The 26,523-nt window shown below is 68.6% G+C and carries 20 protein-coding genes; 8 read left to right on the forward strand and 12 right to left on the reverse strand.

The window, feature by feature from the left end; all coding sequences use genetic code 11:
- The gene (locus tag VHB92_RS05405) at nucleotides 1–1,455 is read right to left on the reverse strand and encodes an FAD-dependent oxidoreductase (protein WP_325452180.1); all 1,455 of its coding nucleotides are present in this window, start codon (nucleotides 1,453–1,455) and stop codon (nucleotides 1–3) included.
- 214 nt (nucleotides 1,456–1,669) lie between these two features.
- Nucleotides 1,670–2,407 (reverse strand): alpha/beta hydrolase, encoded by a 738-nt coding sequence (locus tag VHB92_RS05410; RefSeq protein ID WP_325452182.1) that lies wholly within the window; start codon nucleotides 2,405–2,407, stop codon nucleotides 1,670–1,672.
- 169 nt (nucleotides 2,408–2,576) lie between these two features.
- On the opposite strand from VHB92_RS05410, the gene VHB92_RS05415 reads away from it, so the two are divergent.
- Genes VHB92_RS05415 through VHB92_RS05425 form a run of 3 tightly spaced genes read left to right on the forward strand, consistent with a single transcriptional unit; the run spans nucleotide 2,577 to nucleotide 7,163 of the window.
- Nucleotides 2,577–3,440, forward strand: coding sequence for a MurR/RpiR family transcriptional regulator (locus VHB92_RS05415; RefSeq protein ID WP_325452184.1), 864 nt, complete (start codon nucleotides 2,577–2,579; stop codon nucleotides 3,438–3,440).
- A gap of 5 nt (nucleotides 3,441–3,445) precedes the next feature.
- A complete protein-coding gene (locus VHB92_RS05420; protein WP_325452186.1) occupies nucleotides 3,446–4,411 on the forward strand; it encodes a serine hydrolase in 966 nt (321 codons plus the stop codon).
- A 58-nt stretch (nucleotides 4,412–4,469) separates the two neighbouring features.
- A complete protein-coding gene (locus tag VHB92_RS05425) occupies nucleotides 4,470–7,163 on the forward strand; it encodes a PKD domain-containing protein (protein WP_325452188.1) in 2,694 nt (897 codons plus the stop codon).
- Nucleotides 7,164–7,455: 292 nt separating this feature from the next.
- Here VHB92_RS05425 and VHB92_RS05430 read toward each other — a convergent pair whose 3' ends face one another.
- Entirely contained in the window at nucleotides 7,456–8,565 is a 1,110-nt protein-coding gene (locus tag VHB92_RS05430; protein WP_325452190.1) for a dipeptide epimerase, read from the reverse strand.
- Nucleotides 8,566–8,731: 166 nt separating this feature from the next.
- Here VHB92_RS05430 and VHB92_RS05435 point away from each other — a divergent pair, with 166 nt between their 5' ends.
- Together VHB92_RS05435 and VHB92_RS05440 are read left to right on the forward strand one after the other, a co-directional pair.
- Nucleotides 8,732–10,165: an aspartate aminotransferase family protein gene (locus tag VHB92_RS05435; protein WP_325452192.1), complete on the forward strand. Its 1,434-nt coding sequence runs from the start codon at nucleotides 8,732–8,734 to the stop codon at nucleotides 10,163–10,165.
- 12 nt (nucleotides 10,166–10,177) lie between these two features.
- Nucleotides 10,178–10,573, forward strand: coding sequence for a VOC family protein (locus VHB92_RS05440; protein WP_325452194.1), 396 nt, complete (start codon nucleotides 10,178–10,180; stop codon nucleotides 10,571–10,573).
- A 652-nt stretch (nucleotides 10,574–11,225) separates the two neighbouring features.
- On the opposite strand, the gene VHB92_RS05445 is transcribed toward VHB92_RS05440, so the two are convergent.
- The 5 genes from VHB92_RS05445 to VHB92_RS05465 form a co-directional block, all read right to left on the reverse strand.
- Nucleotides 11,226–12,464 (reverse strand): arginine deiminase, encoded by a 1,239-nt coding sequence (locus VHB92_RS05445; protein ID WP_325452196.1) that lies wholly within the window; start codon nucleotides 12,462–12,464, stop codon nucleotides 11,226–11,228.
- Nucleotides 12,465–12,501: 37 nt separating this feature from the next.
- Entirely contained in the window at nucleotides 12,502–14,037 is a 1,536-nt protein-coding gene (locus VHB92_RS05450) for a basic amino acid/polyamine antiporter (protein WP_325452198.1), read from the reverse strand.
- Between the two features lie 241 nt (nucleotides 14,038–14,278).
- Nucleotides 14,279–15,811, reverse strand: coding sequence for an alpha-L-fucosidase (locus tag VHB92_RS05455; RefSeq protein ID WP_325452200.1), 1,533 nt, complete (start codon nucleotides 15,809–15,811; stop codon nucleotides 14,279–14,281).
- Nucleotides 15,812–16,123: 312 nt separating this feature from the next.
- Nucleotides 16,124–16,717 (reverse strand): GNAT family N-acetyltransferase, encoded by a 594-nt coding sequence (locus VHB92_RS05460; RefSeq protein ID WP_325452202.1) that lies wholly within the window; start codon nucleotides 16,715–16,717, stop codon nucleotides 16,124–16,126.
- A 151-nt stretch (nucleotides 16,718–16,868) separates the two neighbouring features.
- A complete protein-coding gene (locus VHB92_RS05465) occupies nucleotides 16,869–17,147 on the reverse strand; it encodes an ArsR/SmtB family transcription factor (protein ID WP_325452204.1) in 279 nt (92 codons plus the stop codon).
- Between the two features lie 91 nt (nucleotides 17,148–17,238).
- On the opposite strand from VHB92_RS05465, the gene VHB92_RS05470 reads away from it, so the two are divergent.
- Nucleotides 17,239–18,609, forward strand: a complete 1,371-nt coding sequence (locus VHB92_RS05470) for an MFS transporter (protein ID WP_325452206.1) — start codon at nucleotides 17,239–17,241, stop codon at nucleotides 18,607–18,609.
- Between the two features lie 249 nt (nucleotides 18,610–18,858).
- Here the strand turns inward: VHB92_RS05470 and VHB92_RS05475 are convergent, their stop codons facing one another.
- Complete coding sequence (locus tag VHB92_RS05475; RefSeq protein WP_325452208.1) at nucleotides 18,859–20,439, reverse strand: MFS transporter; 1,581 nt, start codon at nucleotides 20,437–20,439, stop codon at nucleotides 18,859–18,861.
- Between the two features lie 213 nt (nucleotides 20,440–20,652).
- On the opposite strand from VHB92_RS05475, the gene VHB92_RS05480 reads away from it, so the two are divergent.
- Nucleotides 20,653–22,521 (forward strand): ABC transporter ATP-binding protein, encoded by a 1,869-nt coding sequence (locus VHB92_RS05480; RefSeq protein WP_325452210.1) that lies wholly within the window; start codon nucleotides 20,653–20,655, stop codon nucleotides 22,519–22,521.
- An 89-nt stretch (nucleotides 22,522–22,610) separates the two neighbouring features.
- Entirely contained in the window at nucleotides 22,611–22,979 is a 369-nt protein-coding gene (locus tag VHB92_RS05485; RefSeq protein WP_325452212.1) for a VOC family protein, read from the forward strand.
- 13 nt (nucleotides 22,980–22,992) lie between these two features.
- Here VHB92_RS05485 and VHB92_RS05490 read toward each other — a convergent pair whose 3' ends face one another.
- From VHB92_RS05490 to VHB92_RS05500, 3 genes are all read right to left on the reverse strand, one after another.
- Nucleotides 22,993–23,292 carry a DUF1905 domain-containing protein gene (locus VHB92_RS05490; RefSeq protein WP_325452214.1) on the reverse strand — a complete coding sequence of 100 codons (300 nt, stop codon included), beginning with the start codon at nucleotides 23,290–23,292 and terminating at the stop codon, nucleotides 22,993–22,995.
- A 90-nt stretch (nucleotides 23,293–23,382) separates the two neighbouring features.
- On the reverse strand, nucleotides 23,383–24,882 hold the full coding sequence (locus tag VHB92_RS05495) for an aspartate aminotransferase family protein (RefSeq protein ID WP_325452216.1): 1,500 nt from the start codon (nucleotides 24,880–24,882) through the stop codon (nucleotides 23,383–23,385).
- Nucleotides 24,883–25,024: 142 nt separating this feature from the next.
- Nucleotides 25,025–26,509 carry a CoA-acylating methylmalonate-semialdehyde dehydrogenase gene (locus VHB92_RS05500; RefSeq protein WP_325452218.1) on the reverse strand — a complete coding sequence of 495 codons (1,485 nt, stop codon included), beginning with the start codon at nucleotides 26,507–26,509 and terminating at the stop codon, nucleotides 25,025–25,027.
- Nucleotides 26,510–26,523 lie beyond the last annotated feature (14 nt).

The raw sequence follows: 26,523 nt of genomic DNA on the forward strand, positions 1-26,523 counted from the left end.
TCAGGAGTCGAAGCCGAGGCCGACGGCATCCATCGTGCGCAGGAAGAGGTTGCGCCGGCCCTCGTGGTGGTCGGCGCGGTCGAGCGACCAGCGCATCAGGTTCACGCCGACGGATGCCGCGGGCTCGGGCGGGAACGGGATCGGCTTCGTGCGCACCATCCGCAGACGGGTGCGCTCGGTGTCGGCCCCGGCGAGGAGGTCGAGCATCACCTCGGCACCGAAGTGCGTCGCCGCGACGCCGAGCCCGGTGAATCCCGTCGCGTAGGCGATGCGGCCATCGCGCGCGCTGCCGAAGAATGCGCAGAACCGGCTGCACGTGTCGATGGCGCCCGCCCACTTGTGCGTGAACCGCAGACCCTCCAGCTGCGGGAACGTCGTGAAGAAGTGCTCGGCGAGCATGCGGTGCGTCGCATCCCGCCGCTCGTACCGCTCGCGAACCCGGCCGCCGTAGTGGTACACGGCGTCGTAGCCCCCGAAGAGGATGCGGTCATCCGCGCTCAGCCGGTAGTAGTGGAACTGGTTCGCGCTGTCGCCGATGCCCTCCCTTCCGCGCCAGCCGATGGCATCCCGTTGCCCGGGGGAGAGCGGCTCGGTCATGAGCACGTAGTCGTACACCGGCACCGTGTAGAGGCGGTTGCGTTTGAGCAGGGAGGGGAACGCGTTCGTGCCGAGGGCGACCTTGGCGGCGCGCACCACGGCCGCCGACGGACGTCCGGTGACGTCGAGCGCCGCCGTGCGCACGTCGACTCCCTCGGCAGCGCTCAGACCCGACGTGACCAGCTCGGTCACGGGTGTGCGCTCGAAGAGCTGCACGCCGGCATCCGCACACGCTCGTGCCAGCGCCCTGGCCAGCTTGGCCGGATGCACGAGGGCTCCATCGTGCGGATGGAGCAGGCCGCCGAGATACGTCGGCGAGTGCACGGATGCCCGCAGCTCCGCTTCGTCGAGGAACACCGCGCTGTGCCCGTCGGCCGCCTCGCGCAGCCACTCGACCTGGTGCGGCTCGACGGCCACGTCGATGGACCCGTTGCGCTCCCAGTCCGCGTCGAGCCCGAGCTCGCGGACGATCGCCTCGATCGCGTCGAGGTTCTCCCGGCCCAGGCGCGCGAGCTGGTCGTACTCCTCGGGGAAACGGCTCCTGCCGTTCTCCTCGCCGTGCGTGAGGCTCGACTCGGCGAAGCCGCCGTTGCGTCCCGACGCCGCCCATCCGATCGTCCTCGCTTCGAGGAGCACGACCGACGCGTCGGGATGGCGCCGCTTGGCCAGCAACGCCGTCCACAGGCCCGAGTAACCGCCACCCACCACGACCAGGTCGGCCGATGTGCTCGACGTGAGCGCCGGGTATGCGTCGGGCGGAGCATCCTCGAGCCAGAACACCGACTGGCGGGTGTCTTTCAGCGCGTGGTCGGCCATCGCTGCATTGGGCCGCAGACGCTCGAACACGGTAGATCGCATGGATGCTTCGCTCACCTTCGATGGCGGATCGCGCGACGCGGGAGCGTCGGCACAGGCGATCCGTCTTCATCATGGCAACCGTCGGCCGAGAGCGGTGCACGGATTCAGTCGCGAATCGCGCCGGATCCGGCCGATCCGTCCGCGTCGACGGCGGCCCGGCGTGCGGCGGTCGAACCGGCGGCGCGTGCCCGTAGGTGGAGGCGCATGTCGAGGGTTAGCCGAGGTGTGCCTGGAGGAAGGCCATCACCTGCTGTGACACCTCCGGGTGCGCGAGCAACTGGATGCCGTGGTCGGATCCGGGCACGACGATGAGCGTGCTCACGCCCTTCGGCGTCAGCTTCTGGAATCCGGCGTCGGCGGAATCGGAGCCGTAGGGGTCGTTGTCCGCCGTCACGAACAGGGTCGGGCAGCGAAGCTTCGCAGCTGACGTGCCGACATCCGTTCCCTCCAGGTACTGCTCTGCTGAGAGCGCGACGAGAGCGTTCGGCGCCGGCTTCAGCCGGGCTGCCGCGATGACGGAGGCCATGGCGCCCATGGAGCCGCCGAACAGGGCGAGCTTCGAGGCGCCGTGCTCGCGCATCCATCGGGCGACGGCGACGGCATTGTCGTCAGCGGCGCCGATGTAGTTGTAGAGCGCGACCGTGTACTCGTGCGAGACGAGAGAGTCTGCGAGGTTCTTCCAGTCGCAGAGGTCTTGCTCGCTCTCGTTCGAGATCACCACGCCGGAGTCGCCGTCGCCGAGCACCTGCACTTCGAGCGCGCCGACCCTGACGGCTTTGGCGGCGGGTTCTGATGCCAGGCAGGATGCCGTGGTCGGTTTGGGCAGAGGCTCGCTCGTGGGGGAGTGCCGGTCGGCTGAGGCGCTCGAACCGGCGCCCGAGCAGCCGGAAAGCGCGATCGCGACGGAGGCGGCGACCGCGAATGCGAGCATGCCGAGTCGCGTGCGTCTCATGCCCCGGTGCATGCTCCGATGGTAGCGACGGCACCGCCGCCGTCGCACTGTCGAAGAAGGGGAAAAGGGGTCGACGCGGATGCCGCCGATGGATAGCATCTCCATCGGTGAGCGAATTCGTGAAAATGATTGACATGCCGGCTGTCGTGGGCGGCGGAGACGCGCGGGCATGAGCATCCAGTCCAGCATGCAGGCCCTGTCCGACGGGTATCCGCCGTCGATGAAGCGCATCGCCGAGGTGGTCATCGCGCGGCCCCAGGCGGTTCTCGAGATGACGATCAGCGAGCTGGCGCGACTTTGCGACACCTCGGAGACGACGCTCGTGCGGTTCGCTCGCACGCTCGGCTTTCCGGGCTATGCGGCGATGAAGCTGCAGATGGCCGCCGAGCTGGCGGCCGAGACCGCCCAGCTGGGCGCCGACAGCAGCTACGGCTCGGACATCGCTCCGACCGACACGCTCGCCGAGACGGTGGCCAAGATCAGCGGATCCGAGCTGTTCGGCATCCGGGAGACGGCCGCGAGCCTCGATCTCGACACGCTGCAGAGCGTCATCGACGCGGTGGCCGCCGCGGAGCGGACCGTCGCCTTCGGGGTCGCGGCGAGCAACATGGGGGCCAGAGACCTCAGGGAGAAGCTGCTTCGCATCGGCCGCGTCGCGCTCGGCTTCACGGATGCGCACGACGCGGTGAGCTCGGCGTCGCTGCTCGGTCCGCGCGACGTCGTGATCGGGTTCTCGCACAGCGGCCAGACCAGGGAGGTCTGCGAGCTCCTGCGCGTGGCGCACGAGGGAGGTGCGACGACGGTCGCGATCACGAACGTGCCAGGCTCGCCGGTGACCCGCGACGCGGATCTCACTCTCCTCACCTCGGTGCGCGAGACCACCTTCCGCTCGGGCGCGATGGCGAGCCGCATCGCTCAGCTGACGATCGTCGACTACGTGTTCGTCGGTGTCGCGCGCACGACGTACGAGGCCAGCGTGCAGGCGCTCAAGACGAGCCGCGAGAGCCTGACCGGTCTGCGCGGAGACAGGTAGCCGGGATGAACGGGGTGCGCGAGCGGGGGACGGAGCCGCGGCAGGATGCCGCACAGCGCTCGGCACGCCCTGTGGCGACCGCGGACGCGGGACGTGCTGCTGAGCGGTCCGAGGTGAGCGGGAACCCGCTCGGCTCTCCGGAAGCGAACCGGATCGCGCACGACGTGCCGGTGACGGGGATGCGCCCCGGCGCCATCCGGCCGCCGGCCGAAGCCGCGCCGCTCATCGCCTTCGCCATGAGCGACGACGAGGGGCGGATGCTCGCCTCGCGGAACGCGCAGACCGTCTTCTACGCGGCATCCACCGTGAAGCTCGGCCTGATGCTCGCGGTCGTCATCGCCGCCGAACGTGGCGAGCTGAGCCTGCAGGACAGGCTGGAGTGCCACCGCGTGTTCAGGTGCGTCGACCAGGACGGAACGACAGAGACCTTCGGTCTCAAACCGGAGGACAGCGACGCGTCGTTCCCCGCCGATGGCACGATGGCGACCGTCGCCGACCTCGTCGCGATGATGATCGATCGCTCCTCGAATGAGGCGACCAACGTGCTCTTCGACCGCGTGGGGCCGGGGCGGATCGCGGAGGCGTTCCGGCTCTGCCGTGCGACCGGGTCGCGCATGGAGCGAAGGATCGGCGACCCGTTCGCTGTGCGGGCGGGACTCACCAACGAGACCACGGCGGCCGACCTGGTGGCGGTGATGCGGGCCATCGTCGGCGGACGGCTCACCACACGCAGGAACGCCGACTGGATGCGCGAGGTGCTGGAGGCGCAGGAGCACCCGCGCATCGGCACGGTCGTGCCCGACGGACTGCCGTGGGGCTCGAAGTCGGGCGACGTGCCCGGTATCGAGCACGACGTCGCTTTCGTCGGGCCCGCGGCCTCGCGGCAGTTCCTCGCAATCTGCACGCGCGGATACGAGGCGGAGCCCGGGCGTGAGGCGATCAGAGCACTGGCGGCAGCGCTCCTGCCGTGAGGAGAGACCATTCCGGCCCATCGGGAGGGCTGGATTCGCCCAAGGAGGGACGACGAAGATGGCACATGACAACCGAAGGAGACGGGGCTCCAGGCCAGGAGAGGCGCCACCACGGCGGCTGCGCTGGACCGCCGTGGCGATTCCCGCCGCGCTGATCGCCACGTTCGCGCTCGCGCAGCCGGCGTTCGCCGACACCGCGCAGCCGGATGCCGCGACCGCGCCGACGAGCACGGCGGCACCGACCGGAACCGCCGACCCGACCAGCACTCCTGCACCGACCGGCACCGCAGCGCCGTCGAGCACCGCGGCGTCGAACACGTCAGCGTCGAACACGTCGGCGAAGTCGACCTCGACGAGCGCCGCCGCCGATGACAGCGGCCTGGGTGCCAAGATCGCGAGCGTCGCGCTCAGCCAGGTGGGCAGGGGCGACAACCCCGTCGTGACCGGCTTCGGCGGCCTCAACTGCAACCCGTACACGACGATGGTGGCGGGATTCTCCGCCAACTCCGACGGCTGCGGGTACGACACGACGTTCAAGGTGCGCAACTCGAACGAGAACTGGTGCGCGGACTTCGTGAAGTGGGTCTGGCAGCAGGTCGGCATCACGCAGGACATGAACACGGTCAATGCCGCGGCATCCAGCTTCGTGCAGTGGGCCCTCGACGACGGGCAGACGCCCGTTGCGGACTCCGGGACCCCTGCCGTCGGCGACGCCGTGGTCTTCTACCACGCCGGTGCCATCACCCCGGCCCGCTATGCGGATCACGTGGGCATCATCGTGGCGGTCAATCCTGACGGCACCGTCGACATGGTCAACGGCGACTTCAGCAGCTCGACCAACGTCAAGGTGGAGCACGACACCAACCTCGACCTGACGACGTTCGCCCACAACACGTGGAGCTCGGGCGAGGTGTGGGCCCTGGTGTCGCCGCCGACGGCTGCGCAGCATCCGACGCCGCACGCATCCATCGACGGTCCCGACACCGCGGTGGTGGGAACGGATGCCGTGTTCCACGCCAAGGCGACGGAAGACGGCGGCTCCGTCACCGGCTACTACTGGACGTTCGGCGACGGCCGCGCCACCAATAGCAACGGTGCCGACGTGACGCACACGTTCGCCACGCCAGGGCTGCACACCATCACGGTGACCGCCACGTCGAACTTCGGCACGATCTCCACGGTGACCAGGAACGTGAACGTGGTCGGCGCATCCGCCGGTGTCGCCGCCGTGCCGTCCACGGAGACGTGGTACTCGAGCTACCCGGTGTCGTACTACAGGTTCGTGCGCTCGGGCAGCGGTCTCGCTGCCGACGTCTGGGATGGCGCGAGCTGGCTCCAGGTTCAGGCTGCGGGCGCGCCGGCATCCAGCGGCGCGCCCGCGGCACTGACCTACATCGACCCCGAGGTGAACTCCGCGACCACGCCGCACGCGTACTACCGCGCGAAGGACGGCTCGCTGGCCGAGACGTACCTCGGAACCGACGGATGGGTGAGCAAGACCCTGCCCGGCATGCCCGCAGAAGGAGCCGACGTGGTCGCCGCCTACACGGCATCCGGCCCCGCTGTCTTCTTCGTGGACGCGAACGGCGACCTGAACGAGACGAGCGAGGAGTCGGGCTCGTGGTCGACGGCCGTGCTGTCGCACTCCGGTGTGCAGCCCGCGCCGCTCGCGCTGGCCGAGACGGCCGACGGTCCGACGCTGTTCGCGGTGTCGCACAACGGCAAGCTGACCACCACGTCGTCCGCCGGCCACGCGTGGCCCACAGTGCCCTCCAACGTGCGCCTGTCGAAGGATGCGATGCTCAGCGCCGTCACGACCCCCGACGGTGTCGCGAGCGTGATCGTGAACGGCGCGGATGCCCACGGCAAGAGCGCTTCAGCTCTTGTGCAGCTAACGCGCAAGTCACGGGGTGCGTGGGACCAGACGGTGCTTCCTGGGAGCCCTGCCGCCGGTGCGATCGCCGCATCGACGTACGAGCTGCCCAGCGCCGTGAGCGGACCGCTCGGGAACTTCCCGAACCCGCCGGGAACGCTCGTCGACGGTCCGAAGCAGCCGCTCGGCACGGTCGTGGCCTTCGTGAGCACGGACGGCACCCCTGCCGTGTCGTACAACGACGGCTCCGGCTGGAAGACCAGCGCACTGCCCGGCAAGGCGAGCGCCATCACCGGAATCGCTGCCGAGCCGATCGCCCACCAGCCGTTGCAGGTGTACTTCGACACGGCATCCGGTCCCGCAATGGACACGACGGGTGACACCGCACCGCCGAGCGGCCCGTGGACGACCCAGGCGCTGCCCGCAACGCCGGCGTCGTTCGCCGACCGCGTGCTCCTCTACGCCGCAGGATCGGCCGATCTGCCTGCCGCACAGGCGGCGGCCACGGCCGCCGGGCTGCCGGCGAGCCAGGTGACCACCTCGTATCAGGTGGCGTGGGCCGCGACGCTCTCCGGCGATCACTTCGTGATCGCTGTGGGGCAGGCCGCGCTGAACGCGCTCGAGTACAACACGTGCGGATGGGCTAACCCGTCGGCCGTCGACCCGGGCAGCACGCCGTTCGACTACGTGACCCGTGCCCTCGACTCGTTGCCTGGCGCCGACCTCTTCATGAACGGGGCGGCGGCAACGGCGTCGCAGACGCAGCAGCGGGCCACCGACATGGCGTACTACGCGGTGCACGGCACGCTGCCCGCCGGTGAGACCGCGCTTCCGACCGCGGCCCGTTCAGCGCGCACGTGCCTGGGCTCGGCGAGCTGAGGCACGCGAGCTGAGCTCGGGGAGCCGAGGTCGGTGAGCTGAGCTCGGTGAACTGAGCTCGGGGATTGGAGCAGCGAGCCGTAGGGCGTTCACCCCCGTCGGCTCGCTGCTGCTCGAGATCCCGTTTCGAGGTCAAAAGATGCGATCGACGAACAGATCGTCTGCATTTTCTGACCTCGAGACGGGATCTCGTGCTGCAGGGGCGTCGCGGCGCGGCGGGCGAGCCCTTGCGTCGCGCCGTGAACCGTTGGGTCGCGCCGTGAACCGTTGAGTTGGCGCGCGAACCGTGAGGTCAGCGGAGGCCGCGGATGCCCAGGCCCGGCTCGTCGGACACGACGACGGTCTCGCCGTCGTACGCGATGCCTCCGAGCACGGGCGACTCTCTCAGCCAGAGCCCTGCGTCGAGGTCGTGCGCGGCAGCGGATTCCGACCGCGAGTCGACCAGGGCGGCCACACAGCTCGCGGCCGCGATGCCGACGTGGCTCTCCATCATGCAGCCGACGATCGCCCTCATCCCGGCGCGCTCGGCGAGGTCCAGCACGGCCACCGCCTCCCGGATGCCGCCGGTCTTGGCGAGCTTGATGTTCACCAGGTCGGCGGCCCGGCGCGCGATCACCTCGCGCAGATCCCGAGTGGTCCACACGCTCTCGTCCGCGAGCACCGGCGTCTGCACATGCGCCGTCACGAACGCGAGACCCTCGAGGTCGTCCCTGTGCACGGGCTGCTCGACGACCTCGACCGCGAGTCCCAGGTCTTCCCAGGCGCGGATGACGTCCACGGCTCTGGATGGCGTCCAGCCCTGGTTCGCGTCGGCGCGCAGCGTGACATCGGGGCCGACGGCATCCCGCACCGCGCGCATCGCGGCGACGTCGTCGGCGCCCGCCCCCACCTTGAGCTTGAGCGTGCGGAAGCCGTCGTCCCGGTGCCGCACCGCCGTCTCGGCCAGACCCGCGATGCCGTCGTCGCTGTGCACGGCGGAGAGCGTCATGTCGCTGTTGACCGTGGACCCGGTCGCGCCGAGCAGTTCACGTAGTGGTACCCCGGCCGCCAGCGCCGCCAGGTCGTAGATCGCGCAGTCGACGGCCATCCGGGCGGCGGAGTTGCGCACCACGGCGCGGTCGAGGGCGAGGCTCGCGTCGGCAGCGGCATCCGTCGTGCCGTCCACGGGCATCCCGAGCACCGCGTCGCGCAGCGGACCCTCGACCGCTGCCGTCACGCTCGCGCGGCTCTCGCCCGTGACCCTCCAGCTGGTCGGTGCCTCGCCCCAGCCGCTGCGTCCGTCGCTGTCGATCACCTCGACCAGCAGCACGTCGATCTCGGTGGCCGTGCGCACGGCCGTGACGAACGGGCGGACGAGCGGGACGGTGGTGCGATGCAGCCGCACCTGGGCGATCGTGGTCACCACCGAACGATACGACAGCGGTGGCGACCCCTCGCTGAGGCGTCGGAAAACGATGGCGAATCGGGCGATTCGTCTTTCCGGCCTGCGGCGGGCATCCGCGGTTCGGAGAATGGAGTGGTGACGATCGCCGCCGTCGCATCGGCGCGCGGCGGAAAGGCAGGGCACGATGACGAGCACGCAGACGGCCACCGACACGACGGCCGCAGGCCCCGGCGCGGCAGCGGACGACTCCGCCCGCAACGCGGAGCTGCAGGCCAAGGCGCGCGACCACCTGTGGATGCACTTCGCGAGGCAGTCCGTGATGGAGGACGGCACCGGGGTGCCGATCATCGTGCGCGGCGAGGGCCACAGGGTCTGGGACATCCACGGCAAGGAGTACATCGACGGGCTCGCCGGCCTGTTCACCGTCAACGCCGGTCACGGCCGCAAGCGGCTCGCGCATGCAGCGGCCAGGCAGGCGGAGCAGCTCGCGTTCTTCCCGATCTGGTCGTACGCGCATCCTTCGGCCATCGAGCTGGCCGATCGTCTCTCCGGCTACGCACCGGGCGACCTGAACAGGGTGTTCTTCACCACGGGAGGCGGCGAAGCCGTCGAGACCGCGTTCAAGCTGGCCAAGTACTACTGGAAGCTGCGCGGAAAGCCCACCAAGCACAAGGTGATCTCGCGCTCGATCGCGTACCACGGCACGACGCAGGGTGCCCTCGCGCTCACGGGCATCCCCGAGATGAAGGCCATGTTCGAGCCGCTCACGCCGGGCGGATTCCGGGTGCCGAACACGAACTTCTACCGTGCGCCGGAACACGGCGACGATCTCGAGGCGTTCGGCCGGTGGGCTGCGGATCGCATCGCCGAGATGATCGAGTTCGAGGGGCCGGACACCGTCGCCGCCGTCTTCCTGGAGCCCGTGCAGAACGCGGGCGGATGCTTCCCTCCGCCGCCCGGATACTTCCAGCGGGTTCGCGAGATCTGCGACGAGTACGACGTGCTGCTGGTCAGCGACGAGGTGATCTGCGCGTTCGGCCGCATCGGGCAGTGGTTCGCGTGCGACGAGTACGGCTACGTGCCCGACATGATCACGTGCGCCAAGGCCATGACGAGCGGATACTCGCCCATCGGCGCCTGCATCGTCAGCGATCGCATCTACGAGCCGTTCCAGCACGGGCATGCGTCGTTCCCGCACGGGTACACGTTCGGTGGGCATCCGGTGTCGGCCGCCGTCGCACTCGAGAACCTGGACATCTTCGAGGAGGAGAAGCTCAACGAGCACGTGCGCGAGAACTCGCCGCTGTTCCGGGCCGAGTTGGAGAGCCTGCTCGATCTGCCGATCGTCGGCGACGTTCGCGGCGCCGGGTACTTCTTCGGTATCGAGCTCGTGAAAGACAAGAGCACGAAGGAGACGTTCGACGACGACGAGTCGGAGCGGCTGCTGCGCGGCTTTCTCTCGAAGGCGCTGTTCGACGCCGGGCTGTACTGCCGCGCGGATGACCGCGGCGACCCGGTCATCCAGTTGTCGCCTCCGCTGACCATCGGCCCGACCGAGTTCGCGCAGATCCGCGACATCCTGCGCGGCGTGCTCACCGAGGCATCGGCGCGACTGTAGAGCGGGCGAGCCGTGCCTTCGGTCAGCGTGCGATACATCGTCGACGATGTCGACGACGCGATCGCGTTCTATGTGGAGCGGCTCGGATTCGACGTGGTCATGCATCCGGCGCCGACGTTCGCCATGCTCTCCCACGGCGACCTCAGGCTCGTGCTGAGCGCGCCGAGCGGATCACCGGGCGGTGGTCAGGCGATGCCGGATGGCACACTGCCGACGCCGGGCGGGTGGAACCGGTTCGCGATCGAGGTGGACGGGCTCGACGAGCTCGTCGCGCAGCTGAGGTCGCACGGCGTTCGGATGCGCAACGACATCGTCGACGGCGTGGGCGGCAGGCAGATCCTCATCGAGGACCCCTCGGGCAACCCGGTCGAGCTCTTCGAGCCGACGATTCCGGAGGCGAGGCTGTAGGGGCCGCGGCACGCGGTCTCCGTCGTCGCCGCCGTCCCGCGCCGCCGCGCCTCTGCGTCGACGCGGCCCTGCGCCGACGCCGCTCTGCGCCGACGCCGCTCTGCGCCGACGCCCTTCCGCCGATGGGTCCCAATGCTGACCGCTGGTCCCATTACGTGCATCGACAAGGGGACCGGTCGGCAGCATCCGGACCGGTGGCGAAGCCCGCGCCGCGGTCCCTGCGCCATGTTTGCTCCGGATGCTTCGGTGTGCGCCAACGGGTCCGGATGCTGTCGCGTCTAGCGGCCAGGATGCGCGACAGTTCCCGATGCTGACCGCGGGTCCCGATATCCGCGTCGAGGAGGGGACCTGTCGGCAGCATTGGGACCGGTGGGCGAAGCCCCCGCTGCTGTCCCTGCGCCTCTCTGCGCCAGCTGCGTCTCCGCCGCCCGTGTGTCCACAGGTTCGGGTGCTGCGGCCTGCGCGGACGGGGTCCGGATGCTGCGGCGTGCGCCGACGGGTCCGGATGCTGCCCGCGGGTCCCGTTCCGTGCGTCGAGAAGGGGACCCGTCGGCACGATCCGGACCCCTCGACAGTAACGGGACCCGTCGGCCCGGCCGAAACCGCGGTCGCGCAATCCACGCAGCCACCAGGCACGCGTGGGCGGCAGCGCTTAGAAATCGACCGCCTCCCGGGAGATCGGGCACGTCATGCAGTGGCCGCCACCGCGTCCTCGTCCCAGTTCGGCACCCACGATGGTGATCACCTCCACCCCTGCCTTCCGCAGCAGAGTGTTCACGTGCGTGTTGCGGTCGTAGGTGAAGACAACGCCCGGTTCTACGGCGACCGCGTTGTTGCCGCTATCCCATTGCTGCCGCTCACCCGCATACCAGCCGCCGCCCGGCTCCACCGTTCGTAGCTTTGTGAGGCCGAGCGCGTCGGCCACCACGTCGACGAAGAGGTCCTTCTCCTCCGTCACCTCGATGCCTCCGTGGTCGTCGGGGCGTAGGGAGAAGGCCTGGATGCCGTCCACGATGTCCGGATAGTACGTCACGAGGTCCCGGTCGGCGAAGGTGAACACCGTGTCCAGATGCATGGCGGCGCGCAGCTTGGGCATTCCGGCTACCACCACTCGTTCTGCGGCGCCCTCCTCGAACAGTCTCGAGGTCAGCTGGGTGATCGCCTGACGCGAGGAGCGCTCGCTCATGCCGATCAGCACAGCTCCGTTGCCGATCGGCATGACATCCCCGCCCTCCAACGTTGCCTGACCCCACTCGAGTTCCGGATCACCCCACCACACGGTGTTGCCCGTGAAGTCGGGATGGAAGTCGTAGATCGCCTTCATCAGGAGCGTCTCGTCGTGGCGCGCCGGCCAGAAGAGCGGGTTCATGGTGACGCCGCCATAGATCCAGCACGTGGTGTCGCGGGTGTAGATCGTGTTCGGCAGGGGAGGCATCAGATACTCGTTGACGCCTGTCGACTCCCTGGCCAGCGACACGTACGCGCCACGGAAGTCCTCAGGCAACTCGCGCGTGGAGAGACCACCGATCAGGTGTTCGCTCAAGGTAGCGTCATCCAGCGACTCCAGGAATACCCGGGTGTCGGCGATGAGTCCCAGTCCCACCTCGTTCGCCGTGATCTTGCGATCGAGAAGCCAGTCCCGTGCACCCGGCACGGCGAGGGTCTGCGTCAGGAGGTCGTGCAACTCCACCACCTCCACCCCGCGAGCCTCGAGCTTCAGCACGAAATCATGGTGATCGCGCTTCGCGTTGTGCACCCAGAGCAGGTCGTCGAACAGCAGGTCGTCCGCATTGCTGGGGGTGAGCCGTTCGTGAGCGAGTCCAGGTCTGCAGACGAGAACCTTGTTCAGTTTGCCCACCTCGGAGTACACGCCATACGGCTGATCAGGCATCAGGAGCGCCTCGCTCTCGTTTCGCAGTCGGTAGGAGTCAGTGGTTGTAGTAGTTGACCGGGACCGGGGGCGCGATCTGCACTACACCTGTGGCGAGCAGCACGATGCCCACGATCGCGAACAGGACGAGCACGATGAACACCACCCAGCCCGGCCGTGTGAAGATCCGTACCGTCCGGCCCGGCTGAGCATCCGCCCGTTGCTCCCGTCTCGCGAAGAAGTACAGCAGTGTGGCCGGCGCCAGCAGGATGCCCGCGAGGAACATGAACACGTATCCGGCGGCCCACACGAGGAACAACGTGTAGACGGTGGAGATGATGGCGATCACCATGTCTCGGATGCGATGGTCGGACTTCGTGACGTCGTAACCGTCGCGCTTGACGGCGATCTTCACGGCGTAGCCGCTGGCGAGCGCATATGGTGCGAGCGACAGCGCGGCGGTGAGGTCGAGTGTGAAGTCCAGCGCGTTGTGCACGAACTGCACGACGAACAGGATCAGCGTCACGAGGATCGACGTCCACAGCACGGCATTTGCCGGCGCGTCGTGCCTGTTCAAGCGTCCGAAGTAGCGCGGCATGTCCTTGTCCGACGCCGCGGCGTACACCACGTCGGCCGCCAGGAGCTGCCAGGCGAGGTAAGCGCCCAGCACCGAGATGATGAGCCCCACTCGGATCACGGCACCACCCCACGGACCCACCGCCGCCTCGAGGACGCTACCGACCGACGGCTGCTGCAGCTTCGCGATGTCGGCCTTGGGCAGGATGCCGTACGACAGGATCGACACGGATGCGAAGAGTGCGAGCACCGAGAGGAACCCGATCACCGTGGCCCTTCCGACGTCCGAGCGCTTCTTCGCATGCCTCGAATACACGCTGGCGCCCTCGATACCGAGGAACACGAACACCGTGACGAGCATGGTGCCTTGCACTTGAAGGAAGAGCGAGTCCCCCCCGGGGACGTCGTATCCGCCGCTCAGATTGCCGACGAAAACGTCCCATTTGAAGAAGAAGATCACGAGTACCAGGAAGAGGGCCAAGGGCACGAGCTTGGCGACCGTGACGATGGCGTTGATCGCCGCGGCCTCCTTGACGCCCTGTCGGATCAGGAAGAAGAAGCCCCAGACGGCTGCACCGGAGACGAGAAACGAGGTCCACGTGTCGCCTGCTCCAAGCACCGGTTCGAGATGGGGGAAGAGCTGGCTGATCGTGGTCATGATCAGGATCCAGTAGAACGCGTTGCCGGCACACGCGGAGGCCCAGTAGCCCACGGCGGAGAGGAAGCCCGGGTAGATCCCGAATCCTTCTCGTGCGTAGACGTAGACGCCGTTGTTCAGCTTGGGCTTGCGGTTCGCGAGCGACTGGAACACGAGGGCGAGCGTGAGCATCCCCAGGCCGGCAACGGCCCAGGCGATCAGGGCGCCGTAGACCCCGGTCTGGCTCGCGAATCGGGTCGGAAGTTGGAAGACCCCGGCACCGACCATGGAACCGATCACCATTGCGGTGAGCGCGGGAAGGCTGAGCTTGCTCTTCTTATCCTGATCGGCTGTCGCGGATGTTGCGGTGTCGGACGTCACGATGGACCCTCGAATCCTCGGTTGCACGCACTCGCACGGTCGCTCATCCTCGATCGGCCTGGAACGTCCATAGAGGGTGAACTTTGCTCGGGGGTCCGTGGCCGCGGCGCACGCCGACAGGTCCGGATGCTGCCCGCGGGTCCGAATATCTGCGCCGAGAACGGAACCAGTCGGCAAGATCGGGACCGGCGGGAAGCCCGCGCTGCGGTCTCTGCGCCTCTCTGTTCCGGGTGCGTCTCCGCTACCCGTGCGCCGACGGGTCCGGTTGCTGTCCGCCGGTCCCGTTATGTGCGTCGAGAAGGGGACCGGTCGGCAGGGTCCAGACCCGTCTCGGGCACCGATCGGCAGGACCGGGACCCGTGGCGAGCACCGGGCTGGTGCGCGCGGGAGGATGTAGTGAGGATGCGCCGCGCGGCTCAGTCCCGGAGGAAGAGCTCGATGACGGGCACCGCGACATCGGGCCGGCGGACCGGAAGCGTGAGAGTGAGGGTGCCCTCCGGCTGCCCTGGGTCATGTTCTGCGCCTGTGCGTGCGGATCGATCACGCGCATGGCGACCTCGCTGCCGTCGTGAAGCAGCTGGGCGTAGTCGACGCGGTCGGCCAGCCCGGGGAGGTGCAGCGTCTCGAACGGCCACGCGAACAGGTGCGCGTAGAGCCGGCCGTCGCGTTGGGTGTACCTCACGTCGGTGGGGGGAGTGAACGACGAGGCGCCGGCGCCGTAGATGGACCTGCCGTGCAGGCGCATCCAGTCGCCGATCCCGTCGAGTGCGTCCTTCGCGTGCCGGTCGAACTCGCCTCGACCGTTCGGCCCGACGTTGAGCAGCAGGTTGCCGTTCTTCGCGACGCCGTCGATGAGCATGAGCACCAGCATCCCGACCGACTTGTAGTCGGAGTTGTCGCGGTCGTAGCCCCAGCTGCCGTTGAGCGTCTGGCACGCCTCCCACAGCACCGGTCGGCCGTCGCGCTCAAGGGGCCGTTCCGGCTGGTACTGCTCGGGCGTGACGAAATCGCCGGGGATGCCGAGGCGGTCGTTGACGAGGATGCCGGGCTGCAGCTCCCGCACCATGGTGAGCAGCTCCTCGGAGTGCCAGTCGCGGGCATCCTTGCCGCCCCACACCGGCGGAGTGTGACCCTCGCCGTAGGAGAAATCGAAGAACAGGTAGTCGATGCGGCCGTACTCGGTCAGCAGTTCGCGAACCTGGCCGTGCAGGTACTCGCGGTACCGCGCCATGTCGCGTCCCGCGTTGAGCGCCTCGGCGTTCGGCTCGTCTCGCTGGGGGTGGAAGCCGTCGATCGTGAAGTCCGGATGATGCCAGTCGAGCAGGGAGTGATAGAACCCGACCTTGAGACCCGCCTCGCGCACCGCCGCGACGAACTCCGCGACGACGTCGCGGCCGAACGGCGTGTGCATCACTGTGTAGTCCGTGAGGTGGGAATCCCACAGGCAGAACCCGTCGTGATGCTTCGTGGTCAGCACCACGTAGCGCATGCCGGCCGCTTTGGCCGCCGATGCCCACTCCTTGGCGTCGAAGAGATCGGGATCGAACCGACGGAAGTAGCGCTCGTACTGCTGTGCGGTCATCCGCTCGCGGTTCATCAGCCACTCGTGCCTGGCGCCCATGGCGTAGAGGCCCCAGTGCAGGAACATGCCGAAGCTGACGTGGGTGAACCACGCGGTGTCGGGTGTGCTCGCCGGTGCGACCGCGCCTTGGGCGGGGCCTTGGGCCGGCCGCACCGCGTCGGTCCGAACGTCGGGGCCTGTCGTCTCGGGCACGCGGGCTCCTTTCGCCTTCGTGTTGGATGCACGACAACGCTAGGGCAACGCGCCTCGGGGGCGCTGCCGCTCGGGTGGCGCTGCCGCTCGGGTGCTGCCGCGCATCGAGCGCGCCGTCGCTCCGAGCGTGCCGTCGCTCCGAGCGTGCCGTCGCTCGGGCCGTGCCGTCGCCCCTGGGGCCGTGCTGACGGCGCTCAGCTGACCCCCCCCTCGAGGCGTCGCGACTGCCGGGCGCTCCCGCACCTCGGTACCGCCGCCACTCGGTACCGCCGCCACTCGGCGCCGCCGCTTCCGCCCCTCCGGCGCCGCCCGCTACCGCAGCTGCTTCCGCATGACCCAGCGGTCGCGACCTCCGATGCGCGACGACGTCTGCACGGCCCGATCGAATCCGGCCTGCTCGAAGAGTTCGGTGCTGCCCACGTAGCCGGAGATCACGTCCGTTCGCCCGACGCCCGCCAGGTCGATGGGATACCCCTCGACGACGACCGCGCCGTGACCCTCCGCGTGCCGCACGGCGCCGTCGAGCAGCGTGTGCATCAAGCCCTGCCTGCGGTAGGCGGGCTTGACGACGAAGCACACGATGGACCAGGCATCCTCGTCGTCCAACAGCGGGATGGTGCGCGAATGCATCAGCCTGCGATACGTGGAGCGGGGTGCCACGGAGCACCAGCCCGCCGGCTGCCCCTCGACGTACGCGAGCACGCCAGGACCGGGCTCGCGCTCGCACTCGTGCCGCATGTACTCACCACGCTCCTGGTTCGGAACGCGGGAATCGCGGTACGACATGCACCAGCAGCCTCCGCCGCCCGGCTTCTTGACGCCGACGACGTCGTAGAAGCCGTCCCAGTGCCCCGTCGCGGGCACGACCTCGACGTTTGCACCCTGGAGAGGGATGGGCTTGACCATGAGTCCTGCCTCACGTCGTCGTGGTGACCGCTCGCGCTGCCGTTGCGGAGTCGGTGGTCACCACCCTAGAACGCACCACCGACATGCGGCGGTGCGGCGCGAGGCAGCAAGCTCGGCCGCGCATCCGGCGCTGCGGAGCGAGGCCGCTGTCTCAGCCGCGCAGCACGGAATCGATGAGGCCGGGGAACCGCTCGTCCAGCTCCGCCTTGCGCAGCTGGATGTCGTGCTGCCGCCCGTTCACGATGGTGCGGGTAAGACCCGACTCGCGCAGCGTCTTGAAGTGATGGGACAGCGTCGACTTCTGCACGTCGAAGGGCCACAGGTCCGAGGTCTTGGGGTGAGCGGTTCCGTCGGCGAGGTGCCGAACGATCTCCAGCCGGATCGGGTCCGCGAGCGCTCTGAGCACGTCGACGAGCTGCACATCGGACATGTCCGGTGAAGGATAGCTCTGCGACGGCTCCACGAGCATCCTCCCGAGAAATAGTTTGACCGTAATCGAACAATGGCGCTATCGTAACCGTATGACCGTTGTCGAACAATCGTATCGCGGTTCCACCGTGCGCCTCCTGCTGCTCGCGCTCGGCATGTTCATGGTGGGCACCAACGCGTTCGTGATCGCCGGGCTGCTCCCGCGGATCGCCCACGATCTCGAGTCGAGCCAGGCATCCGTCAGCTACTCCATCACTCTCTATGCGCTCATCGTCGCCGTGGCCTCGCCCGCCGCGTCGATCGGACTGTCTCACGTTCCGCGCTGGGCGCTGATGGCATCCGGGTCCGTGCTGTTCTGCGTCGGCGCGGCGATCGCCGCATCCAGCACCACGCTCGGCATGTTCGCGCTGGGCCGTGTCGTCGCAGCGCTCGGCGGTGCCGCCCTCGTGCCCACTGCGACGGCCGTCGCCGCCACCATCGTGCCGCCCGAGCGTCGCGGTCGCGCGCTCGCCATCGTCGGAGCAGGCTTCACCTTCTCGGTCGCGATCGGATCCCCGCTCGGCACCGAGCTCGGCACCCTGTTCGACTGGCGCATGCCGATGTGGTGCCTCGTCGCGATGGGCGTCATCGTGGCGGCGGCGATTGTCCCGTTGTTCCGCGGCGTTCCGCATCCTTCGCCCGTCACGTTGCGACAGCGGCTGCGACCACTGGCGGATGCCCGCGTGCTCGTCACGCTCGGAGCGGCGCTCTTCGTGACCACCGGCTTCAACGTCGTGTACATCTTCTCGGCCGAGGTGTCGGCGGGCGCCACGGGCGGATCCGGCGGGCTGCTCGCCATCCTGCTGCTCGCGTACGGTGTGGCCGGTGTCGTGGGCAATGCCCTCGCCGGGCCGTTCACGGACCGATTCGGGAGCCGAAGCATCGCGACGATCGCGCTCGCCGTTCAGGCCGTCGCGCTTCTCGCGCTCGCTGCCTTCGCGTGGTCGTTCGGCGCATCCGTCGTGGTGTTCGCGGTGTGGGGCGCTGTCACGGCGGCGGCGACCATCCCCGTTCAGCACCGCCTCGTGGTCATCGAGCCGGCGCAAGCCCAGCAGACCATGGCCTGGTACTCCTCGGCCATGTATCTCGGCATCGCGATCGCGCCGCCGCTCGGCAATGAGTCGCTCGCGCTCGGCGGGCCGTGGCTGGTGCCGGTCACCGGTGCCCTCGTCACTGCGATCGCGCTCGTGCTCTTCCTTGCGGGATTCCGCGCGAGGCGGATGCCGCGGCCGGCGGCATCCGGTGGTGCGCCGGGCGATGCAGATGCCGCGGGTGCCGCCAATGCCGATGCAGATGCCGCGGGTGCCGATGCCGATGCAGATGCCGCAGGTGCCGATGCCGATGCCGCGGGAACTCACGGCGCACCGCTTCCGGTCGCGGTCACGACAACCGGCGTGCCTCTGCCCGGCCCGCATCGTCCGTAGGGCGGTTCCGCGGCAGGGCGAGGCCCGTCGGGTGCGCGGTACGGCGAGGCCCGTCAGGTCCGGGACCGACGGCTCGGGCGCGACCCCAACTCCGGTTGGGTCCGGCTCTGCCGCTCGTCGAAATCAGGAGATCGGCCGGTTCGGCTGCGATATGCGGGCGAGGTCCGCCGCTTCCTGAATTCGGCTCGCAACGGACGCGCGCGGACGGCGCGACCGCGGCCGCGGCGGCGGCGGCGTCGCCCGAGGTGCCTAGTGCAGGCTGACCTTCTTCGGCAGCGCGAACACGAGCAGGAAGGCGGCGACCGCGAAGATCGTGCTGGTCAGCATCGCGAGCGCCGAACCGTGACCGAAGGCGATAGCGAGGTTGTGGTCGATGTACTGCTGGATGGCGTGCTTGATGGCATCCGCTCCACCTGCCGCGTGCTGCTGGGCGATCTGCGCCGCCTTCGCCTTGCTCGGCGCGAACGACGACGGCAGCTGGCCGAAGAGCACGCTGCCGATCACGGCGATGCCGATGGCCGAGCCGATGCGCTGCATGGTCTGGATGACACCGCTCGCCGCGCCCGCCTCCGAATTGTCCACCGTGGCGACGATGAACCGCGCGTTCGGCGCAATGAACAACCCGCTGCCGAAGCCGGCGACGAGAAGCGGCGGAAGCAGATCCCAGTTCACGAGGTCGTCGGTGGGAACGAACGAGAAGAGCAGCCACAGCGTGATCAGGCCGAGCGCGACGAGCCCGGTGCCGAGCGAGAGCACGTTGCGTCCGAGCCGCTGCGCGAACCGGTCGCTGAGCGCCGCGCCCGCGATGCTGCCGATCGAGAACGGCAGCGAGACGAGGCCGGACTCGAGCGCCGTGTGACCCAGTCCTGCCTGCCAGAGCAGCGAGATCGTGAAGAAGATGCTGGTGAACGCCGCGAAATACACGAAGGCCAGCAGCACGCCGCCCGTGAACTGCGGATGCGAGAACAGGTGCGGAGGAACGAGCGGCTCCTTGTCCGTGCTGGCGACGTGCCGCTCCCACAGGGCGAACAGCACGAGCAGCACGACTCCGCCTGCGAGGCTGAGCCAGGTCCAGAGCGGCCAGCCCTGATCCTCTCCCTCGATGAGCGGAACGAGGATCGCCACCATGGAGGCGACGGCGAGGAGCAGGCCGACGGCATCCGTCGACAGGCGCTTGCCCTCTGCGCCGCCCGGCACGAGCAGCACGGCCGCGATGACGGTGAGCACGCCGATCGGCGCGTTCACGAAGAAGATGGAGCGCCATCCCTCGTTCTCGCCGAACGCCTGGATGAGCAACCCGCCGATGAGCGGACCGAGTGCCGTGGAGATGCCGATGACGGCTCCCATGACTCCGAATGCCCTCCCGCGCACCCGCGGCGGGAACATGAGCTGGATGAGGGATGCCACGGCGGGCACGTAGATGCCGCCGCCGACGCCCTGCACGACGCGGGCGATCACGAGCTCCGTGCTGGACTGCGCGAGCCCGCACCACACGCTCGCGAGCGTGAAGACCGCGACGCCCACGATGAAGATGCCCTTGTGACCGAAGCGGTCACCGAACCGACCGGCCGGGATGAGCAGCAGGCCGAAGGCCAGGGCGTAACCGGAGATGACCCAGGAGAGCGTGGCCTCGTTGGCGTTCAAGCTGGTGCGGATGGTCTGCAACGCCACGTTCACGATGCTCGTATCGAGCAGCGCCATGAACATGCCGGCGAGCAGCACCACGAGCGCCAGCCAGGCGCGCCTGCTCACCGTCGTTCCGGAGGGATCGGGTGAGAGGGCGAACGATCCAGTTCGGGTTGTCGGCTTCGCCGACCTGTTGTCCGTCACCGGACAAGTTGACCACGGGAACACCGCCAGTGCAGCCGATCGGCCGACTGCCGATGGACGAGAGCCACCGTTCGCCAGGGAATGACCGGATGCGATATATCGTTGACATTCCCAGTGGCCGTTCGCGGCCCCTCGGATGCTCGCACATCGGCGGGCACGGCGCGGCTTCGAGCGCACGGTGGTGAGAGCATCCCGAGAGCGAGGGAGACAGACATGAGCGGACCGGGGCCGGTCGGGCACGGCAGGCGTGGCGGCAGGGACATCGCGGCGGTGAAGGCGGCGAACGCGGCGGCGCCGAAGATACCGCATCTACTGCGCAGAGTTGGCAGGCTGTTCGCCCCGCACAAAGCCGCTCTCTCGGTGACGGTCGCCCTCGTTCTTCTCTCCGCCGCGCTCTCGGTCGTGCCGCCGCTGTTGACCCAGCGGGTGTTCGACCACGGCCTGTTCCCGGCATCCGGGCACCCGGACATCCCGGTGACCGTCGCCCTCGTGGTCGCCATGATCGTCGTCTTCCTCGCCTCAGGCGGCCTCGGCGTCTGGCAGACCTACCTCACCTCGACCGTGGGCAACAAGGTGATGGGCGCTCTTCGGGTGAGGCTGTTCCGCCACCTGCAGTCCATGGAGCTGAGCTTCTTCACGCGGACGAAGACCGGCGTCATCCAGTCGCGGCTGCAGAACGACGTCGGCGGTGTCGCGAACGTTCTCACGAACACCGTGTCGAGCGTGTTCGGCAACATCGTCACCGTCATCGCCGCCTTTGTGGCGATGCTGCTGCTCAACTGGCAGCTCACCCTGATCGCCATCGTGCTGATGCCCTTCCTCGTCATCGCGCAGCGTCGCGTGGGGCAGGTGCGAGCCAGGATCGCGACGGCGACGCAGGAGTCGCTCTCGGACATGACGGCGATCACGCAGGAGACGCTGAGCGTCTCCGGCATCCTGCTCTCCAAGAGCTTTAACCGTCAGCGGGCGGAGACGGTGCGCTACGAGGCGGAGAACCAGACGCAGATCGGGCTCCAGGTTAAGGAGGCCATGAGCGGGCAGTGGTTCTTCGCCATGGTGCAGATCTTCCTGTCGTCGATTCCCGCGATCGTGTACCTCGTGTCGGCATGGCTGCTGGGCACGGGCGCCGGTGACATCACGGCCGGCACGATCGTCGCGTTCACGACCGTGCAGGCACGGCTGCTGTTCCCGCTGATCGGCATCATGCAGACGGCGCTCAATCTGCAGACATCCAGTGCGCTCTTCGCGCGCATCTTCGAATACCTCGACCTGAAGCCCGCCATCCAGGATGCGCCAGACGCCGTCTCCGTCTCACCGGCCACCGACTCGGTCGGCGAGATCGAGTTCCGCGACGTCACCTTCCGCTATCCCGACTCGCGCCCCGATGAGCAGCCCACGTTGGACGACGTGTCGTTCCGCATCCGTCCAGGGCAGTTCGCAGCGTTCGTCGGTCCCAGCGGCGCAGGCAAGACCACCGTCTCCTACCTGGTTCCGCGGCTGTACGAGGCGTCCGAGGGTGCCGTGCTGTTCGCGGGGCACGACGTGCTCGACCTGGCGCACGAGTCGCTCATCGATCACATCGGCATCGTGAGCCAGGAGACGTACCTGTTCCACGCGACCATCGCCGAGAACCTCAGGTACGCGGCTCCGGATGCCACGCAGGAACAGCTCGAGCAGGCCGCCAGGGCCGCCAACATCCACGACACGATCGCGGGGTTCCCGGATGGCTACGACACGATCGTGGGCGAACGCGGCTACCGGCTCTCCGGCGGTGAGAAGCAGCGCATCGCGATCGCGAGGGTGCTGCTCAAGGACCCGGAAGTGCTGATTCTCGACGAGGCTACGAGCGCGTTGGACACGATCTCGGAGCGCGTGGTGCAGCAGGCGCTCGACACCGCGTCGCACGGCCGCACCACGATCGCCATCGCTCACCGGTTGTCGACGATCGTGCGTGCCGACGTGATCTTCGTCGTCGACAACGGACGCATCGTCGAGCAGGGCACGCACGGCGAGCTGCTCGCCCTCGGCGGCGAGTACGCGCGGCTGTACGACGAGCAGGCCCGGCTCACATCTGTCGCCTGACCCGTGGCGGCAGAGCCGCGACTCGGCCGTCTGCGACCAGGCGTCCGCACCCGTGACGGATGTCAGCGGGTCGGCGTAGCGTGCCCAGCATGATTGGAACATTCGACGTACTGGCCATCGACTGCCCGGATCCGTCGGCGCTCGCGCAGTTCTACGGCGAACTGCTCGGCATGCAGGTGGTCTCCGACGATCCGGACTGGGTCGAGCTCGCCTCTGAGACACGCCCGCGGCCCTTGGTGGCCTTCCAGAAGGTGGAGGGCGAGTACCGGCCCCCGCAGTGGCCAGGCCAAGACGTGCCGCAGCAGATGCACATCGACGTCAAGGTCGACGATCTGGATGCCGGCGAGCAGCAGGTGCTGGCACTCGGGGCCACCAAGGCGGGTTACGACCAGGAGACGTTCCGGGTGTATCTCGACCCGGCGGGGCATCCGTTCTGCCTGGTGAAGCCGAACGACTGACGCGGGGCGGCCGTCAGAGCACCGTCTCGACGGCCATCCGTACGGTGTCGCCGACGCCTACGCCCTCGCGGGTGCGGATGGCCTTCTTGATCGCCAGCACGTAGGTGCCGTCCGACTCCGGAAAGATGGAGGTGTTCCACCGCGACGATCGCAGCGTCGCCACCACCTTCACCGAGTTGAACCCGGCGGGCGGGTGGGGCGCGTCGTGGATCTCTTCCGACACCTCGAGCGGCAGCCGGGCGAAGACCCACAGCTCGCGCCTGGCCGCCCACGGGAACAGCGTCGACTCGAACTCGTGTCTGATGCCCGCCATGCCACCACCGTATGCGTCGCCGCTGACGCATCTCGCTCGGTTCGCTGCCGTTCGTCGCCCCTGCTGTTCGGCCGAGACCACGACGAAGCGTCAGGCTGCGTACCGGTCTGCCACCTCGAGGGCACTGTCTATCACGTCGAGGCCCCGGCGCAGCTCGTCCTCGGTGATGACGAGCGGCGGGGCGATGTGCATGCGGTTGAAATGCGTGAACGGCCACACCCCGGCGGCTTTGCATGCTGCCGCCACCTCGTTCATCGGTGCGGCATCCGCTCCGCCCGCGTTGTACGGCACGAGAGGTTCGCGGGTCTCCCGGTTCCGCACGAGCTCCAGCGCCCAGAACAGGCCGCGGCCGCGCACCTCGCCGAGCGACGGATGCGTCTGAAGCCATCCCGTGATGGTCGGCTCGACGATCCTGGAGCCCAGATCGCGCACGCGCTCCAGGATGCCGTCCCGCTCGAACACCTCGAACGTCGCCACGCCCGCGGCGCACGCGAGCGGATGCCCGGAGTACGTGAGCCCGCCCTGGAACGAGACGTCGTCGAAGAAGTGCGCTATGGCATCCGAGATCACGACGCCGCCCAGCGGCACGTAGCCCGAGTTCACTCCCTTCGCGAACGTGATGAGGTCGGGCGCGACATCGTACGCATCCACCGCGAACCACTCGCCGACGCGGCCGAAACCCACCATGACCTCGTCGGCGATGTACACGATGCCGTGCCTGTCGCACAGCTCGCGCACCCCGTTGAGGTAGCCGGGCGGCGGAACGAGCACGCCGTTCGTGCCGACGATCGTCTCGATGAGGATCGCCGCGATGGTCTGCGGCCCTTCGAGCTGGATGACCTGCTCGAGGTGCTCGAGCGCCCGGCGGCCTTCCTCCTCGACGGATCCCGCATGGAACGCCGACCGGTACGGATACGGCCCGAAGAAGTGAGCGACCGAGCCGTCCGCAGGCTCGTTCGCCCAGCGCCGCGGGTCGCCCGTGAGCGCGATCGCCGTCGACGTGTTGCCGTGGTACGAGCGGTACATCGACAGCACCTTGCGCCGGCCGGTGACGCGACGGGCCATGCGCACGGCGTTCTCGTTCGCATCCGCACCGCCGTTGGTGAAGAACACCGTGTTCAGGTCACCGGGCGCCACCTCGGCGATGCGTCGTGCGAGCTCGCCGCGCACGTCGTTCGCCATCGACGGCTGGATGGTCGTCAGCCGTCCTGCCTGGTGCTGGATGGCGCACACCAGATCCGGATGCTGGTGACCGAGATTGAGATTGACCAGCTGCGAACTGAAGTCGAGGTACGCGTTGCCCTCGTAGTCCCAGAACGTCGACCCCTCACCCGCCGCGACAGGGAGCGGTGAAATGTGCGCCTGCGCACTCCAGGAATGGAACACGTGGGCGCGATCGTCCTCGCGCACTTGCTGTTCCGCGGCCGCGTCGCCGAACGCATGGAACGCGCCCGTGCGGTCCGCGTATCCGGTGCGGTCCGTGTATCCGGTGACGCAGGTGTGCCCGGTGTCGGTGCTGTCCTCGGTGCCGGCGGCGTCTGACCCTGCGGTGCCGTTGTCCGCGATCGCGGCGTTGTCGCTGGTGCTCATGTGTGAATCCTCGGTCTCCGTGCTGCCTTCGTCGTCGTGTACCCCCTCCGTCGAGACTATGGATTGGCCACCGGAACTACGGCCGGATGTCGTAGTCTCGGCGCGCCGACCGTAGTCTCGGCGACGGGGGTGTTGAAGCGGCTCACTGGTTGCCGGGGAATGCGAGTTCCACCTTCGACTGCAGGGGCTCCGGCCACCGCGAGGTCACGACCTTCGAGCGCGTATAGAAGTGGAACGACTCGGGGCCGTAGATGTGGGAGTCGCCGAACAGCGAGTTCTTCCAGCCGCCGAACGAGAACGAGCCGACGGGAACGGGGATGGGCACGTTGATGCCCACCATCCCCACCTCGATGCGGAACTCGAACTCGCGAGCCGCCCCGCCGTCGCGGGTGAAGATCGCCACGCCGTTCCCGTAAGGGTTCGCGTTGATCAGCTCGATCGCGTCGTCGAGAGTGGCGACGCGCACGACGGACAGCACTGGTCCGAAGATCTCGTCCCGGTAGGCCGACGACTCGAGCGGAACGTCGTCGAGCAGCGTCGCACCGATGAAGAACCCGTCTCCGTCGAAGTGCCGCTGCGAGCCGTCCACAACGACCGTCGCGCCTTCGGCCGCAGCGCCCGTCACGTAGGAGAGCACCCTCTCGCGGTGCTGCGCCGTGACGAGCGGGCCCATGCCGCTTGCGGCATCCGTTCCGTCGCCGATCACCAGGTCGTCGATGCGCGAGCGGATGGCCGGGACCAGCTTGTCCCCGGCATCCCCGACGGCCACCAGCACGCTCACGGCCATGCACCGCTCGCCGGCCGATCCGTAGGCGGCCGAGACGGCGGCGTCGGCGGCGGCGTCGATGTCGGCATCCTCCATCACGACCATGTGGTTCTTGGCGCCGCCGAGCGCCTGCACCCGCTTGCCGTTCGCGGAGGCCCGCTCGTAGATGGACCTCGCGATGGGTGTCGAGCCCACGAAGCTGATGGCTGCGACGTCGTCGCTGTCGAGCAGCGCATCCACCGCCACCTTGTCGCCGTGCAGCACGTTGAGCACGCCGGCGGGCAGCCCGGCTTCGAGGAAGAGCTTGGCCAGGAACACGGATGCCGACGGGTCCTTCTCGCTCGGCTTGAGCACCACGGTGTTGCCGCACGCGATGGCGCTCGCCACCATCCACAGCGGCACCATCACGGGAAAGTTGAACGGGGTAATGCAGCCGACGACTCCCACCGGCTGCTTGACGCTGTGCACGTCGACGCCCGTGGAGATCTGCTCGCTGTAGTCGCCCTTGAGATGCTGGATGAGCCCGGATGCGAACTCGACGTTCTCCAGTCCCCTCGCGACCTCGCCCGCAGCGTCGGACAGCACCTTGCCGTGCTCGCTCGTGATGATCGCGGCGAGCTCGTCCTTGCGATCGGAGAGCAGCTGGCGCAGCCGGAACAGCACGTCGGCACGTTTCGTGAGACTCGTGGCGCGCCATCCGGGCAGGGCGGCCGATGCTGCGGCGATCGCGGCCGCGGCATCCGACTCGCTCGCCATGATCACGCGATGCTGCACGGCGCCGGTCGCCGGGTTGTAGACGTCTCCCGTGCGGTCCGGCTCGCCGAACTCGACGCCGTCGACGACGTGGCGGATGAGGGCCATCGCCCCTCCTTTCG

Source organism: Humibacter sp. (assembly GCF_035547335.1).
GTDB lineage: Bacteria > Actinomycetota > Actinomycetes > Actinomycetales > Microbacteriaceae > Humibacter.

Excerpts from the sequence above, each read along its gene's own strand:
- VHB92_RS05405 (WP_325452180.1), bottom strand. The coding sequence starts at position 1,455 with ATGCGATCTACCGTGTTCGAGCGTCTGCGGCCCAATGCAGCGATGGCC.
- VHB92_RS05410 (WP_325452182.1), bottom strand. The coding sequence starts at position 2,407 with ATGAGACGCACGCGACTCGGCATGCTCGCATTCGCGGTCGCCGCCTCC.
- VHB92_RS05415 (WP_325452184.1), top strand. The coding sequence starts at position 2,577 with ATGAGCATCCAGTCCAGCATGCAGGCCCTGTCCGACGGGTATCCGCCG.
- VHB92_RS05420 (WP_325452186.1), top strand. The coding sequence starts at position 3,446 with ATGAACGGGGTGCGCGAGCGGGGGACGGAGCCGCGGCAGGATGCCGCA.
- VHB92_RS05425 (WP_325452188.1), top strand. The coding sequence starts at position 4,470 with ATGGCACATGACAACCGAAGGAGACGGGGCTCCAGGCCAGGAGAGGCG.
- VHB92_RS05435 (WP_325452192.1), top strand. The coding sequence starts at position 8,732 with ATGACGAGCACGCAGACGGCCACCGACACGACGGCCGCAGGCCCCGGC.
- VHB92_RS05445 (WP_325452196.1), bottom strand. The coding sequence starts at position 12,464 with ATGCCTGATCAGCCGTATGGCGTGTACTCCGAGGTGGGCAAACTGAAC.
- VHB92_RS05460 (WP_325452202.1), bottom strand. The coding sequence starts at position 16,717 with ATGGTCAAGCCCATCCCTCTCCAGGGTGCAAACGTCGAGGTCGTGCCC.
- VHB92_RS05465 (WP_325452204.1), bottom strand. The coding sequence starts at position 17,147 with ATGTCCGATGTGCAGCTCGTCGACGTGCTCAGAGCGCTCGCGGACCCG.
- VHB92_RS05470 (WP_325452206.1), top strand. The coding sequence starts at position 17,239 with ATGACCGTTGTCGAACAATCGTATCGCGGTTCCACCGTGCGCCTCCTG.
- VHB92_RS05480 (WP_325452210.1), top strand. The coding sequence starts at position 20,653 with ATGAGCGGACCGGGGCCGGTCGGGCACGGCAGGCGTGGCGGCAGGGAC.
- VHB92_RS05485 (WP_325452212.1), top strand. The coding sequence starts at position 22,611 with ATGATTGGAACATTCGACGTACTGGCCATCGACTGCCCGGATCCGTCG.
- VHB92_RS05490 (WP_325452214.1), bottom strand. The coding sequence starts at position 23,292 with ATGGCGGGCATCAGACACGAGTTCGAGTCGACGCTGTTCCCGTGGGCG.
- VHB92_RS05495 (WP_325452216.1), bottom strand. The coding sequence starts at position 24,882 with ATGAGCACCAGCGACAACGCCGCGATCGCGGACAACGGCACCGCAGGG.
- VHB92_RS05500 (WP_325452218.1), bottom strand. The coding sequence starts at position 26,509 with ATGGCCCTCATCCGCCACGTCGTCGACGGCGTCGAGTTCGGCGAGCCG.